A 13,739-nucleotide genomic window follows, 5' to 3' on the forward strand; every position below is an offset into this window, starting at 1 on the left:
GCACCACGCGCAGCGCTGATATCTGTAGAAACGTACCAGGCACCGCAAAAATTAAACGCCGGCAACCGCCGCCGCCAAGGCGCGCCCGAAGATCTCGGCCACCTGGTCGACTTCGGCCGCGGTGATCACCAGCGGTGGCAGAAAGCGCACCACGCCGCCATGGCGCCCGCCCATCTCCAGGATCAGCCCGCGCTTGAGGCACTCACGCTGCACCAGCGGTGCCAACAGGCGATGCACCGGCGGGTGCCCCAGGCTATCAAGCGGGCCTGTCGGATCCACCAGCTCCACCCCCAGCATCAGCCCACGACCACGGATATCCCCCAACTGCGGGAAGTCGCGCTGCAGGATGCGCAGGTGCTCGCACAGACGCTCGCCCATGGCCGCCGCATGACTGGCCAAGTCGTGATCCTTGAGGTAGCGCATCACCGCCGAGCCCGCCGCCATCGCCATCTGGTTGCCGCGGAACGTCCCGGCATGGGCACCCGGCAGCCAGGTGTCGAGCCAGTCGCGATACACCACCACCGCCAGCGGCAGGCTGCCGCCAATGGCCTTGGACATCACCACCACATCCGGAATGATGCCGGCGTGTTCGAAGGCAAACATCTTGCCGGTACGCCCAAAGCCGCTCTGGATTTCATCGACGATCAGCGCCACCCCCGCTTGCGCGGTGATACGCCTTAAGCCACGCAACCAATCGAGGTCGGCAGGGATCACGCCGCCTTCACCCTGAATCACTTCGACAATCACCGCCGCCGGCAGCACCACCCCGGCTTCGGGATCGTTGAGCAGGTTTTCCAGGTAGTGCAGGTTGGCCCGCACACCCTGGGCGCCGCCCAGCCCGAACGGGCAGCGGTAGTCATACGGAAATGGCAGGAACTGCACGCCATTGCCCAACAACGCCCCCAGCGGCTTCTTCGGCCCCAGGCTGCCCATCAAACTCAACGCCCCCTGGCTCATGCCGTGATAAGCGCCCTGGAACGACAGCACAGTGCTGCGCCCGGTTGCGGTGCGCACCAGCTTCAACGCGGCTTCCACCGCATCGGTGCCAGTGGGGCCGCAGAACTGGATTTTCGCTTCCCGCGCCAGTTCCGATGGCAGCAAGCCGAACAGGTCCTGCACGAACTGATCCTTGACCGGTGTGGTCAGGTCCAGAGTGTGCAGCGGCAACTCGTCGCTCAAGACTTGCTGGATCGCCTGGATCACCACCGGATGGTTATGCCCCAGCGCCAGGGTGCCGGCGCCGGCCAGGCAGTCGATGAAACGCCGCCCCTCGACGTCTTCCACATACAGGCCCTTGGCGCGTTTGAGCGCCAGGGGGATACGCCGCGGGTAGCTGCGGGCGTTGGACTCCTGCTGGCGCTGGCGGGCCAGCAGCGGGGTTTCGTCAAACTGGTAGAGCGTTTCCGCAGGCGCCAGGGCGTCTTCGATACGGCTGGTAGCGACTGACATCTCTCGATCCCTCAATACGCTGATGATGACCAAACTGCCGATCCGTTGGCGGCTGGCCCAAGGGCATGCGCACGGATTTCCTGTTCTGGAAACGCATCAGCTAGAACAGGATTTAGGGGGCGGTGATCGATAACTGATGAATGAAGATGCAGATGTGGGAGCAAGCCCCCTCCCACACTTCATAGCCCGCGGTATTTGTCGTTCAGTGCATACAAGATCGCGCAGCTCTCTGCATCCAGGAACCCGCAATAATCCCTAGCCCGAAAGTGCATCTGGAACGCCCGGGTGCGCTGTTCAAAGGCTCGGCGATTCTGCGCGGGCTTGTAGCCAAAACGCTGAAACGCCCGCTCTACCTCAACCTCTGGCGGCAAGCCGACACAAAAGCGGCGCTGGTACATCGCCCGTGTTGGCTCATCAAACCAGGCCCCAATACCGGCCTCATGCAGAACACGCCAGGGCAGCCGCGGCCCCGGATCACTCTTGCGCCAATAGGCCACATCCGAATGCCCGATCAGGTCAGTCGGGCCGACCTGCGGATAACGTGCAAGCACGTCGCGAACCAATGCAATCAACGCATCGATCTGTGCCGGGGAGTATTCGGGAAAGGTAAATACCCCCGCGTCATCCCGCGCCAGGTTGACGATTTCAACGCCAATCGAGCGGCTGTTGAGGTCGTCCCTCCCCGCCCAATGGCTCACTCCCGCGTGCCAGGCGCGTTTGTCCTCCTCCACCAGGCGAAACACGCGCAACTCTTCATAACCCGCGGCGCGGTAGCTGGATTCATCGGGGTCGGGCAGCAGATAGTGGGCGCTGACGCCGTGTTGCGTAAGGGTACGCAGGGACGAAGCAAAAGGCGCCGCGGTGTAGTGCAGAATAACCTGCTGCACGGATTCACCTTGGCGGTCGTTGAAATCCCTGGCTGGGAAACTGGTGTCGATAACCAACATAAGAACCGTCCTTTTCATTTCAGGCCGAATCATTCGGCCCGTTCAAGCGCAAAAAAATTACCGCCATCCTGAAGGGTTGAATGTCAGGCGGGCGGTAATTACTTGGCACATGAAAAGCAAGGTTCAGCGGCGCAGCGGCATACCCAGCTCAACCCGCAAGCCGTCCGGCTGGCTGTCGAACTCAAGCGAGCAGGCGCAGCGCTGCACAATCGCCTGCACGATCGCCAGGCCCAGGCCGCAGCCTTCGCTGTTGCCATTACGCCAGAAGCGCTGGGTAAGGTATTGCAGGTCTTCGCTGGAGATCTGCTTGCCATGGTCACGCACGCGAAACACCACGTTATCCGGGGTAGAAAACACGTGCAGTTCCACGCGGGTATCGGCGGGGGTATGGCGCAAGGCGTTGTCCAGCAGGTTACGCAAGGCCGCGACGGCGAGGCCTACGGGCATTTCTACCGGAACGTGGGAGAGGTCCGGCGCAAGAATAAGATCGATACGGGAATTGTCACCGGCATTGGCGTCCTGGATCGCCAACCTGGCGACTTCTTCGGCACTGGACTGCAAGCCATCGTCAAACGACAAGCTGCCCTCCACCCGCGCCAACAGCAACAATTGCTCCAGCGTGCGATGCAAGCGGTCGGCTCCCTCCTCGGCGTGCGCCAGCGACTGGTCGCGCGCCGCACCTTCGGTCATGCGCGCCACTTGCAGGTGGGTCTTGATTGCCGTCAACGGGCTGCGCAGTTCATGGGCCGCGTCACCGGTCAGGCGGCGCTCGCGCTCGATGGTCTTGGCGATGCGCTGCAACAGTTGGTTCTGGGTGTCGAGCAACGGCTTGAGCTCGCTGGGCAACGGGTGAATCTGCAAGGGTTCGAGAGAGTCGGCGCTGCGGCGCATCAAGGCGTCGCGCATACGATTGAGCGGCACCAGGCTCTGGCCGATGCCCAGCCACAACAGGCACAGGCAACCGAGCAATGCCACGCCGACCGGTACCGATGCTGCCAGCAGGATCGACAGGTTGAGTGCCTCACGCTCCACCTGGCGGTCTGCGGTGGTGATCAGCAGGTCGCCCCGGGACAGGGTGAAACTGCGCCAACCCACGCCATCGATCATCTGGTCACGAAAACCACTCCTGCGCGACTCCAGACCTTCATCCGGGGTCGTGTGGCTGCGTGCCAGGATCTCGCCGCGCAAGGAGCTGACCTGACAGGCCATGCCCCCCGGCACATTCAACTGTTCGGTGCGCAAATGTGCACCACCGCTGACGCTGGCCAAACCCGGCATCTGCTCGGTGAGCCCGGCTACCATGCGCGCCGAGGCCACCAGGCGCTGGTCGAGGGAGAACATCATCTGGTTGCGCAAATCGTTGAGCATCCAGGCGGCCGCCAGCACCCAGATCAGCACAAAAGCGGCGCCCAGCTTGAACGTCAGGCGCAGGCGCAAGCTCATCACTGAGTGTTCTCTCCTGCATCAGCCGGCCCCAGGCGATAGCCCAAGCCCCTGACGGTCTCGACGATGCCATTGCCCAACTTGCGCCGCAGGTGATGGATATGCACGTTGAGCGCGTTGCTTTCCAGCTCATCACTGAACCCGTAGATGCTGTCCTTGAGCTGCTCGCTGGACAACACACGGCCCTTGTTGTGCAGCAGCGCCTGCAACAGCGCCTGTTCGCGACGGGACAGGTCCACCGGCTGGCCATCCAGGAAGGTCTCGCGGCTGCTGGGGTCGTAGGCCAGGCGGCCGTGCTCGATCAGGTTGACACTGCGCCCCGCCACCCGGCGCAACAGGGTTTGCAGGCGGGCGGCGAGTTCGCGCAGGTCGAAGGGCTTGAGCAGGTAGTCATCGGCGCCAGCTTGCAGGCCGTCGACGCGGTTGGTCACCGAGTCCCGCGCGGTGAGGATCAGCACGGGAATTTCCAGGCCCTGGCTGCGCTGTTGTTGCAGCAGCTTGAGGCCATCTTCGTCAGGCAGGCCGAGGTCGAGCACCATGATGTCGAACGCTGCGGCCTTGAGCATCGCCCTGGCGGCTGCGGCCGTGGCCACGCGCTCGACCGTAAAGCCCTGGGCACCGAGGCCGGCCACGATACCGCTGGCGATCAGTTCGTCGTCTTCACAGACCAGTACGTGCATGCTGAACCCTTCATGAAAGATGGGGGTGATTAGAAAAGCGCCAGATTAAGCGCGCATTATGCCGCTAAAGTTCACAACATCAGATTATCCCTACACTCTAGAATAGCGTCCGGTTAATCATCGGTTAATCAGCGCCACACATTGTGTGCCTCACTTGCATCGAACTAAGGCTTGACCATGCGGCATCTGTTTACCTTTCTGCTGGTGTTGTTCGCGGGATTCGCCCAGGCAGCGCCGGGCAACCCCTTCGAAACCAAACCCGACTTTCTCCCGGTGGGCAAAGCCTTCACCTTTACCTCCGAACGTCTTGAAAGTGGCGAAACCCAACTGTATTGGCAGATAGCCGACGGTTACTACCTGTACCAGCAACGCATGAAGTTCGACGGCCTGGCCGAACAACCCGTGCTGCCCCAGGGTGAAGCCCATAGCGATGAGTTCTTCGGCGAACAGCAAGTGTATCGCCAGGGCCTGGAAGTGAAGATCCCGGCCGGCGCCACCGGCAAGGTCAAGCTGGGCTGGCAGGGCTGTGCCGATGCGGGCCTGTGTTATCCACCGCAGTCGATCACCGTGGACCTGGGCGGCAACCCGGCCGTAGCCGCTACCGCGCAGGCCCAGGACCAAAGCCTGGCCAGCGGCCTGCAACAACGCAGCCTGGGCTGGAGCCTGCTGATCTTCTTTGGCCTGGGCCTGTTGTTGGCGTTTGCGCCCTGCTCGCTGCCGATGCTGCCGATTCTCGCCGGCCTGGTAGTCGGCAGTGGCGCCAGCCCGCGCCGTGGCTTTGCCCTGGCCGGCAGCTACGTGGTGTGCATGGCGCTGGTGTATGCCGCCCTGGGGGTGATGGCCGCATTGCTCGGCGCCAACCTCGCTGCGCTGCTGCAAACCCCGTGGATACTCGGCAGTTTTGCCGCGCTGTTCGTGCTGCTGGCCCTGCCGATGTTCGGCTTCTTTGAATTGCAGTTGCCCGCCTTCCTGCGCGACCGTCTCGATAACGTCAGCCGCCAGCAAAGCGGTGGCAGCCTGGTGGGTGCTGGTGTGCTCGGCGCGCTGTCCGGCCTGCTGGTGGGCCCGTGCATGACCGCGCCCCTGGCCGGCGCCCTGCTGTATATCGCCCAGAGCGGCAATGCGCTGCACGGTGGCCTGATCCTGTTCGCCATGGGCATCGGTATCGGCATTCCGCTATTGCTGCTGGTGACCGTGGGCAATCGCTTCCTGCCCAAGCCGGGCACCTGGATGAACGTGCTCAAGGGTATCTTCGGCTTCCTGTTCCTGGGCACCGCCGTGCTGATGATTCGCCCAGTGGTCGGCGACAGCCTGTGGATCGGCCTGTGGGGTGCGTTGGCGCTGGTGATGGCGTACTGCGGCTGGACACTGGCCCGTGAGTTCGGCCTGGCCGCCAAGGTGTTCGGCGCAGGTTCCCTGGTGCTGGGCCTGTGGGGCGCGATACTGGTGGTGGGCGCAGCCGGTGGCAGCGATGAGCTGTGGCAACCGTTGAAGGTTTACAGCGGCTCAAAGGTCGCCGGTGCACCGAGCGCTCACGATGCCTTCACCACCATCAATGACCCGGCCGTGCTGCAAAGCCAGCTCGACAGCGCCAAGGCCCAGGGCCAATGGGTGCTGCTGGATTACTACGCTGACTGGTGCGTGTCGTGCAAGATCATGGAAAAACAGGTGTTCGGCAAACCCGAGGTGATGGACGCGCTCAAAGACGTGCGCCTGCTACGCCTGGACGTCACCGCCGACAACGCTGCCAGCCGCGAACTGCTGGGCCGCTACAAGGTGCCGGGGCCACCGAGCTTCGTGTGGATCGGCCCGGACGGTGATGAACGTCGCGCCCAACGCATCACCGGCGAAGTGGATGCCGCCGCCTTCCTGCAACGCTGGACGCAAACCCGAGACGCGCGCTGATGTTGACCCTGACCATCGGCACATTCGCCATCGCCCTGAATCACATCCTGCTGATCAGCGCGCTGATTCTCGCCACACTGGTAGGCTGGCGCGTGGCCAAGCGTGGCGGTGAGAACCCCGAATCGGTGCTGTTCAGCCTGTTCCTACTGGGCATGTTGGCCGCCCGCGTCAGCTTCGTGCTGATGTACTGGAGTTATTACAGCAACGACTGGGTCGAGATGGTCGACCTGCGTGACGGTGGTTTCCTCGCCTGGCCCGGCATCATCGCGCTGGTGCTCGGCGCGCTGGCGTATGGCTGGCGTCGCCCGGCCCTGCGCAAGCCGCTCAGCGCCGGGGTGATCACCGGTCTGTTGTTCTGGGGCATGGCCAGCCTGTCCCTCAGCCTGTATGAAAAAGGCACGCGCCTGCCGGACATCACCCTGCGCAACGCCAATGGCGAGGTGGTGCAACTGGCGGATTACCAGGGTGGCCCGCTGGTGATCAACCTGTGGGCCACCTGGTGCCCGCCGTGCCGGCGCGAAATGCCCGTGCTGGAAAACGCCCAGCGTATGCGCCCCGACGTGACCTTTCTGTTCGTCAACCAGGCCGAGAGCATGCAAAGCGTCAGCACCTACCTGGCCACCCAGGGCCTGAACCTGGACAACGTGCTGTTCGACGCCAGCGGCCGCCTCGGCCAGGCCGTGGGCTCCATGGCCCTGCCGACCACGCTGTTCTACCAAGCCGATGGGCGCCTGATCAACAGCCACCTGGGCGAACTCTCCGAAGCCAGCCTGGCCCGGGCCATGGAACCCTTCGATGACACCACGACAAGGAAACCGACATGCCTCGCCTCCGCCACCTGCTGACCCTGCTGCCCTTGACGCTCGCCGCCTCCCTGGCCCAGGCCGAAGACTGGCCGGCGCCGATCAAACAGATCGAAGCCAAGGGCGCCAGGATCATCGGTAAATTCGATGCCCCCAGCGGCCTCACCGGCTACGCCGCCCAGTACCAGAACCGTGGCATGGCCCTGTACCTGACCGCCGACGGCAAAAACGTGATCGCCGGCAACCTGTACGACGCCCAGGGCAATGACCTGAGCACCGCGCCCCTGGAAAAACTGGTGTACGCACCCATGGCCAAGGAAGTCTGGGCCAAGATGGAAAAAAGCAGCTGGATCCAGGACGGTGATAAAAACGCCCCGCGCACCGTGTACCTGTTCAGCGACCCTAACTGCCCCTACTGCAACATGTTCTGGGAACAGGCGCGGCCGTGGGTCAAGGCCGGCAAGGTGCAGTTGCGCCACATCATGGTCGGCATCATCCGCGAAGACAGCCCAGGCAAGTCCGCCGCCCTGCTCGCCGCCAAAGACCCGCAAAAAGCCCTGCAAGAACACGAAGCCGCCGGCAAGGGCAGTAAGCTCAAGGCGCTGGAGAAGATCCCGGCCGAGGTCGAGGCCAAGCTCGATGCCAATATGAAGTTGATGGATGAACTGGAGTTGTCAGCAACGCCGGCGATTTTCTATCTGGATGACAAGGGTGGATTGCAGCAGCAACAGGGGGCGCCGTCGCCGGAGAAGTTGGTGAAGATTTTGGGGCCGAAGTAAGTTGATAAAAACGATGTGCATAAAGCGCCCACCCTAAGCAGGTGGGCGTTTAGTCAAGCTGACTGAAGCTACAACCAGAAGGTAAAGAAATCAAAGTACATCCAATCGCCAGACGATATCTCTATGTAGCCTATTACCGAACCTATCGGTGCAGAAAAATCGATCCAACTATTCAAAGGACTCCCATTTAAATTTACTGCACCTAAATATCCGCCAGACGGACTGTAAAAACTCACTGTCGTAGGATAGTGATTCCAGGTATATGCACACTTCACACGCTTACATGTAAAGGTTAAATCAAGGCGCACTCTTTGATGACTCGGTGCCTGGCCTAATCCATCAGCAAAAACAAGTGCCTGCCCCTCTAGCATCCCTGGTGTCGATGGATACGTTGAGATACCCATTTTTCCTGGCCCAGATAGAAAACGTATGTTCATCGTCGGGATGCTAATACTTGCGCCTGCAGAAATCAGTCGGGTCGGCTGACCAGTAAAGTTTTCATAGCGAATTTTGGGGGGCACAATGACTGTCAATTCCAATGATGGGAACCGCACTGCGCCCGTCGCACTTGAACTCCCGTCAGTCGTGACCTCGCAAAAAACAGTCAACGGGCTGTGATCTTTCAATTTTTCCAATTCAGATCGCAGCAGTACTGCCGATAACCCGTTATCGACTTCCTCTGAAATTACGCGTGGGTCCATACGCACGTTGATTGTATGGGGGGCACCGGATTCGAGAGTCCCGACAACACGTAGCCAAGCATTTTGCCCTTCAAAAGCAAACCACCACGCTTTGTCGAAGTTTGCGTCATACACGGTGATATGCGCATCACCGGTAAAAGTCTGCAGATCTAAAATCCCGCCTTGAGTAGCAGGTGGCGTAGCCTCTGGCACAACGGGTGTCGGCAACCGGGTCGGCACACTGATCTTCAGCCCAAGCGTCTTCGACGGCGCCAACTTACAAGTACTGGTCACTATGTAGTTGATCAGGATGGTTTTACCTGCGCCCTGAATCACCGCTTCACTCGGGATCGCAAAATCAACATAGCCCGGATCACTGTTGCCCGGTTTTGATTCCAACGGCAGGCTCGTACCGTCCGCCTTGATCCACTTTACCTGAATCGTCTGATGAGGGCTGATCCGCTCATACTCCACCCGCACCGTTACACCGTCCCGGCCATTCCAGATGGTCAGTTGATCATCCACTGCTTCACATACCCTGGGAGGGGGCAGTGTCAAAGCTTCCTGCTCGATGCTGAAAGTCCGAACCGGGAACTCGACGGCAGTCTCCCACGTACACTGGCCATCGAAGTTCGCGGCAAAATGCAGCTCAAACGCTTTGCAATCCGCCAGCTTTTGCAGCTTGGCCCTGGAGATCGGTGTATCGACCCCATCGTGTAACCAGGCGGCTTTAAGCGGCTCGGCCTCCAACACATAAAAACAATAGTCGCTGCCATCCTCAAGCGTACCGGTTACCCACATCCAGCAGCAGTCCAGCTCAATGGCATAACTCCAAATGGGCACCACGCCCTTTGCGTCGCCACGAAAGGTATTGAGGTCCAGACGGTTGCCTGTGGACTGTTCAATATTCGATTTTGGCAAGCCCGTGATGCCCAGCACTTTCACCCTGCGTTCGGGTGAAGACCATTGGCTGCCGTCGCAACGCGTGACGCCGTAAGTCAAGGTAATGGTTTGCTCAAAGTTGGCACGAATCGCTAAAGGCGATACTGCAAACACCAGGCTGGTTTCACCTTCAACCGGTTGGCGACACTCCAGCACCGGCGTTCCTGGCCCCGGCGTCCCGGAAGACTTCGGGCATACCGTATCACCGCTGCATATGCCCTCATACCCCACAGTGATATGCGCACCGTTAACCGTGTTTATGGGGTTGACCACCCAGCCGTCGAACTCGGTGTGTGCAGCTTCCTTGAGGTCAGGTGGCGACAGTTCCAGGTGAGGCTCGGTGAGCAATGTCAACACTAGCGAGGGGAACGATCTATAGGGAGTGGCCCGGCTGAAGCGCACGGAGGCCAAAACAAACAGTTCGCTGTCATGTTTAAGTTGTTGGAACAACTCCCGAGGGATTGCTCGACGCCAGCCCAGGCGTATGTCTTCGTCGGTAACCGGTTCATCCTCGAATGGGTAGAGTCTGGCCTTGGACCCATCGGGATAGATGCCGCCTATATAGCAGTCGATCGTCTGGATTGTGTCGGCAAATGCCCAGGATGGGATGTAAAGAATCGGATCTTTACAGCACAACAAAGAAAGATCCAGTTTGCCATCGGTTGCTTTGAGAATTTGCACCTGAGGCAGGTTCGAGGGCAGGCTGATCCATACTTGACCTTGTAAGGACGTTTGATCATCCCCGTTTCGGGTAACGGTGTAAGTGAACAACACGTAATTGTCCAACCATAGTGCTATGTATTCGGCAGGGATATAAATGTTGATACAACCAGCGTCGTTGCCATTCTGGGGTGGTATCGGCGGATAAGCGCTGCCCGCCAGTGGCCAATTCAGAGTGATGCTGTCAGTTGCCTGCATGTCGTCGTAGCAGACGCTGACATTGCCTCCGTCTAGCAGAGTGAGTGAATCGACACGGCCATTTTCGTCAGCCTCAACCAGCGTTGGCTCGGGCAGATCCAGCAATAATTTGGGCATGAGGAGAGGTCCTTTTTCAATTGGCAGGAAATGCCGAGGTACAGGTGTAAGTCCTGATCGACACCGTCCTATCACATCGAAAAAACGCCTCTTTTCCTACTGTCAGAATTCACAGTTATCAGCTGGAGAACGTATTCTCCGACCATCGGACAGTACCCACTACGCCTGAAGATCCCTGCAACTCCACAGTAGGTGCAAAAACGCTCCCGCCAATGGCGGGAGCGTTTTCAATCGGCTGTTATCAAGGTCATGCGTCCTCGATCAAAAGGTCCGTCATCGCGAAATCATTACCGCTAGCTCCCGAAGCGAGGTGAGACACAACTTGCATCTGCATCGACGAGCTGGAAGCGACGAAGACCCCCTCTATTCTTTTCCACGCCATGGCTGTGAACAGCGTTGCCGCAGTAACGGCACCTGCATTCGTACGTAGCGACAACTGTGGGAACGGGGCAGCCCCGTTATAAGTACAGCCAAGCATACTGAAGCGATAACTACGCCCCACCTCAAGCCCAGTCACATTTTTGTATAGAATGACGCCAGCGGTGCCTGAACTGGCAGTACCGTTGGCGATGCAAGACTTTCCAAAAAACGAGGCGTATCTGTTTTCCCCCTGAGAGGCCGCCCCATCGAGCCAACCATTCCGACTGCCGCCTGTAAACGATGTGAAATCCCGGTACTCAGAACGGAAAATCAACCTTAACGATGGGAACATGACCTCGTAACCTTGGTCAGAACGCGGGTTGGGCCTGGCAAAAAATGTAAACGTCAGCGCAGAGTTATTCTTCAAAACCGCCAAGTCAGATCGCTTCACGATATCTGATAATCCTGCGCTGGTATCTGTCACTGGCTTTTTCAGATACACATCAAAGGCGTAGAGACCACCGTTTTGTCGAGTGCCTTCCGCCCGCATCCTGCCTTTCTGCTGCAGCAGGATAAACCACCACTTCTCTACGTCGATATCAGCGTTGCCGGCAAACGCACTTAGGTTCAGAACACCATCCTGAGTAGCGACCGGTGTCGCTTGCCGTACCACAGGAGTCGGTAAACGGTGGGGCACGAGGACTTTCAACAGCAGACTTTCGGACGTTTTAATCCCACAGCGGGTGGTCACTGTGTATTTGATTTCCACGGAGCTACCGATGGAAGCAATCACCGCTGGCGCTGGCAAACGGAAGGTGACAGAGCCTGTTCTGTCACCGGTTTGAGGATCCAACGGCCAACAATTGTCTTCATCATCCTTCCAGCAAAGCTCGATGGTTTGCCTGTCGCTCATACGTAGATAACTCACCACCACGTCTACGCCATCTCGCGCATTCCAGGGTTCCAATTCATCACCCTCAGCCTTGTCGACTTCGGGCGTGGGCAGCACCAGGTCTTCCTGGACGATATGGAAAGTCGCCGCCGGAGCCTCGATAGCTTCTGATCGGTCAGAGGCCTCGCAGAAACTCACGGCAAAATGCAGTTCAAAATCACTGCAATCAGCCAGTTGTTGCAGCTTGTCTCTCGAGATAAACGTCTCAACACCTTTATTCTTCCAGTCCTCCGTAACAGGCGCCTTCGTCAAAATTTCCGATTGGTAGCTACTTCCGTCCTCATGTTCACCGGTGATCCACATCCAGCAGAACGTTGAGCATGTGGCATAGTCGCCAATATGAACAAACGCCGATGCGTCCTCATCGAAAATATTGAGGTTAACCTTGCCGTGAGTGGCCTCTGCAATTTCCGACTTGGAAAGTCTAGGCTTCAGCACATCGACCACCCGCTCCGGCGACTGAGGCTCTGGACCCATCAGATTAGGAAATTGAACGGTATAGCTCAGCGTCATCGGCTTATTAAAGAAACAAGCAATCACACAGCGCGGTAACTTGACGGACGCCGGGTCCCCATCGCTTTCAATATCCACACAACCCAGTAACTTCGATCCGTAGCCGGGACCGCTTACGTAGAAGCAGATCTGATCACCGGCATAAGTGTCCAGCTCCGGCGCATCTATATCTCCCCCATTTTTAGTGAGCTCCGGATTGAGGCACCACTTATCATCGAAAAACGCAGACTGCCGCAAATGGGGAGGCAGCAAATTCTCCAGGCCTTGATCCCCAATGAAAGCAGCGGTACGACGATGTTGGATTTGAAGAGCGTTCCTGGGAAGACGGGTCTCTTCATCAGGGTTTTCAACTTCAGCCGGCGGTTGGGGCTCCTCGCCACTGGTGATCCAGGCAGCCTGACAAGTAATTGATTCGTAACGTGGCTTTTGACGTGCCAGCCAACCACGAGGAATCGGAAATTCAAGTTTTTCGCCTGATGCTATATCTTCGAGCGTTAATGCATACCCGTAAGCCACGATATAGAAAACGGGTTTTCCACTGAATTGCTCAATAACGACACTGCAATAAATTTTATCTCCAACCTGGGCAAGTGGAGGAATAGGTATTTCAACTATCTCATCGCCTTTGTGATCGTGCATGTCATAGGTTGGCGTATTTTGGAATATCTTTTCATCTCTTAATCGAGGCGCTAGCGCTTTACTTTGTTCTGCAGAGTAAAAAGTCACCCCCACTTCCTTGGTCAGTGAAACGGCTGGTTTACCGCTCACTGTGCCCTCGTACCATACGATCAGCGTGTACCCCATGGACATGGTCAGGTATTTCTGCGGAATCAGGATTTCCCTGGCACCCGGCTGCCCGCTTGAGTCAACAACATCATTCAAGCGGATCTCTGGCGCCTCCTTTATGCTGAACTTTACGGTAATGTCCAACCTGTCCATGCGCGAGTCGACAGTCAGGTATGAGTCCTTCTCCATCGCTTCTGCCGTAATCGTCCCGTACAGCTCACTGGAGATGATGGGCGCGTCGGCTTCTAGCGCCTGCGGCTGTGGCGTAATTGAAGGCGTTGACGCATTGTCGGTATTTGAGGGGGTTTCAGGAATGGATGTTTGCTTGGCCACTTTCAGAACTCCGTGTTCAAGAGAGGTAGGTATCCTCGACCAGCCCAGTCCGGCCAAGGCACTCCCTTAAGTGAGTCCTATTTTTTCGCCCCCGCCTACTGTCAGAATTGACAGTTCGCGCTAAAAAAACGG

At 58.5% G+C, this 13,739-nt stretch carries 9 protein-coding genes; 3 read left to right on the forward strand and 6 right to left on the reverse strand.

Translation table 11 applies throughout. From position 1 onward, the window contains the following. Positions 1-51: 51 nt before the first annotated feature. The 4 genes from E4O98_RS13605 to E4O98_RS13620 all read right to left on the reverse strand — a co-directional run bounded on the left by E4O98_RS13605 (position 52) and on the right by E4O98_RS13620 (position 4,519). Positions 52-1,449 carry an aspartate aminotransferase family protein gene (locus E4O98_RS13605; protein WP_078821945.1) on the reverse strand — a complete coding sequence of 466 codons (1,398 nt, stop codon included), beginning with the start codon at positions 1,447-1,449 and terminating at the stop codon, positions 52-54. A gap of 179 nt (positions 1,450-1,628) precedes the next feature. Next, on the reverse strand, positions 1,629-2,396 hold the full coding sequence (locus E4O98_RS13610) for an N-acetylmuramoyl-L-alanine amidase (protein ID WP_148852715.1): 768 nt from the start codon (positions 2,394-2,396) through the stop codon (positions 1,629-1,631). 123 nt (positions 2,397-2,519) lie between these two features. Next, positions 2,520-3,839 (reverse strand): ATP-binding protein, encoded by a 1,320-nt coding sequence (locus E4O98_RS13615; protein WP_078821947.1) that lies wholly within the window; start codon positions 3,837-3,839, stop codon positions 2,520-2,522. Continuing rightward, entirely contained in the window at positions 3,839-4,519 is a 681-nt protein-coding gene (locus E4O98_RS13620) for a response regulator (RefSeq protein ID WP_005789979.1), read from the reverse strand. The genes E4O98_RS13615 and E4O98_RS13620 overlap by 1 nt, the downstream gene beginning before the upstream one ends. Positions 4,520-4,696: 177 nt before the next feature. Between E4O98_RS13620 and dsbD the strand changes: the two genes are divergently transcribed. Genes dsbD through dsbG form a run of 3 tightly spaced genes read left to right on the forward strand, consistent with a single transcriptional unit; the run spans position 4,697 to position 8,006 of the window. Beyond that, the gene (dsbD, locus tag E4O98_RS13625; protein ID WP_248135502.1) at positions 4,697-6,424 is read left to right on the forward strand and encodes a protein-disulfide reductase DsbD; all 1,728 of its coding nucleotides are present in this window, start codon (positions 4,697-4,699) and stop codon (positions 6,422-6,424) included. Then, positions 6,424-7,269, forward strand: coding sequence for a TlpA disulfide reductase family protein (locus E4O98_RS13630; RefSeq protein ID WP_032880099.1), 846 nt, complete (start codon positions 6,424-6,426; stop codon positions 7,267-7,269). The genes dsbD and E4O98_RS13630 overlap by 1 nt, the downstream gene beginning before the upstream one ends. Next, entirely contained in the window at positions 7,245-8,006 is a 762-nt protein-coding gene (gene dsbG, locus E4O98_RS13635; RefSeq protein WP_032880097.1) for a thiol:disulfide interchange protein DsbG, read from the forward strand. The genes E4O98_RS13630 and dsbG overlap by 25 nt, the downstream gene beginning before the upstream one ends. Positions 8,007-8,074: 68 nt before the next feature. On the opposite strand, the gene E4O98_RS13640 is transcribed toward dsbG, so the two are convergent. Next, a complete protein-coding gene (locus E4O98_RS13640) occupies positions 8,075-10,663 on the reverse strand; it encodes a hypothetical protein (RefSeq protein WP_228308786.1) in 2,589 nt (862 codons plus the stop codon). Between the two features lie 247 nt (positions 10,664-10,910). Next, entirely contained in the window at positions 10,911-13,607 is a 2,697-nt protein-coding gene (locus tag E4O98_RS13645) for a hypothetical protein (RefSeq protein WP_248135504.1), read from the reverse strand. Between the last annotated feature and the right edge of the window lie 132 nt (positions 13,608-13,739).

The sequence above is a fragment of the Pseudomonas sp. W2Jun17 genome, assembly GCF_023127795.1.
Taxonomy (GTDB): Bacteria; Pseudomonadota; Gammaproteobacteria; order Pseudomonadales; family Pseudomonadaceae; genus Aquipseudomonas; species Aquipseudomonas synxantha_A.

Bases quoted from the DNA above. Each gene is read 5' to 3' on its own strand.
- E4O98_RS13605 (WP_078821945.1), bottom strand. From the start codon at position 1,449: ATGTCAGTCGCTACCAGCCGTATCGAAGACGCCCTGGCGCCTGCGGAA.
- E4O98_RS13610 (WP_148852715.1), bottom strand. From the start codon at position 2,396: ATGTTGGTTATCGACACCAGTTTCCCAGCCAGGGATTTCAACGACCGC.
- E4O98_RS13615 (WP_078821947.1), bottom strand. From the start codon at position 3,839: ATGAGCTTGCGCCTGCGCCTGACGTTCAAGCTGGGCGCCGCTTTTGTG.
- E4O98_RS13620 (WP_005789979.1), bottom strand. From the start codon at position 4,519: ATGCACGTACTGGTCTGTGAAGACGACGAACTGATCGCCAGCGGTATC.
- dsbD (WP_248135502.1), top strand. From the start codon at position 4,697: ATGCGGCATCTGTTTACCTTTCTGCTGGTGTTGTTCGCGGGATTCGCC.
- E4O98_RS13630 (WP_032880099.1), top strand. From the start codon at position 6,424: ATGTTGACCCTGACCATCGGCACATTCGCCATCGCCCTGAATCACATC.
- dsbG (WP_032880097.1), top strand. From the start codon at position 7,245: ATGCCTCGCCTCCGCCACCTGCTGACCCTGCTGCCCTTGACGCTCGCC.
- E4O98_RS13640 (WP_228308786.1), bottom strand. From the start codon at position 10,663: ATGCCCAAATTATTGCTGGATCTGCCCGAGCCAACGCTGGTTGAGGCT.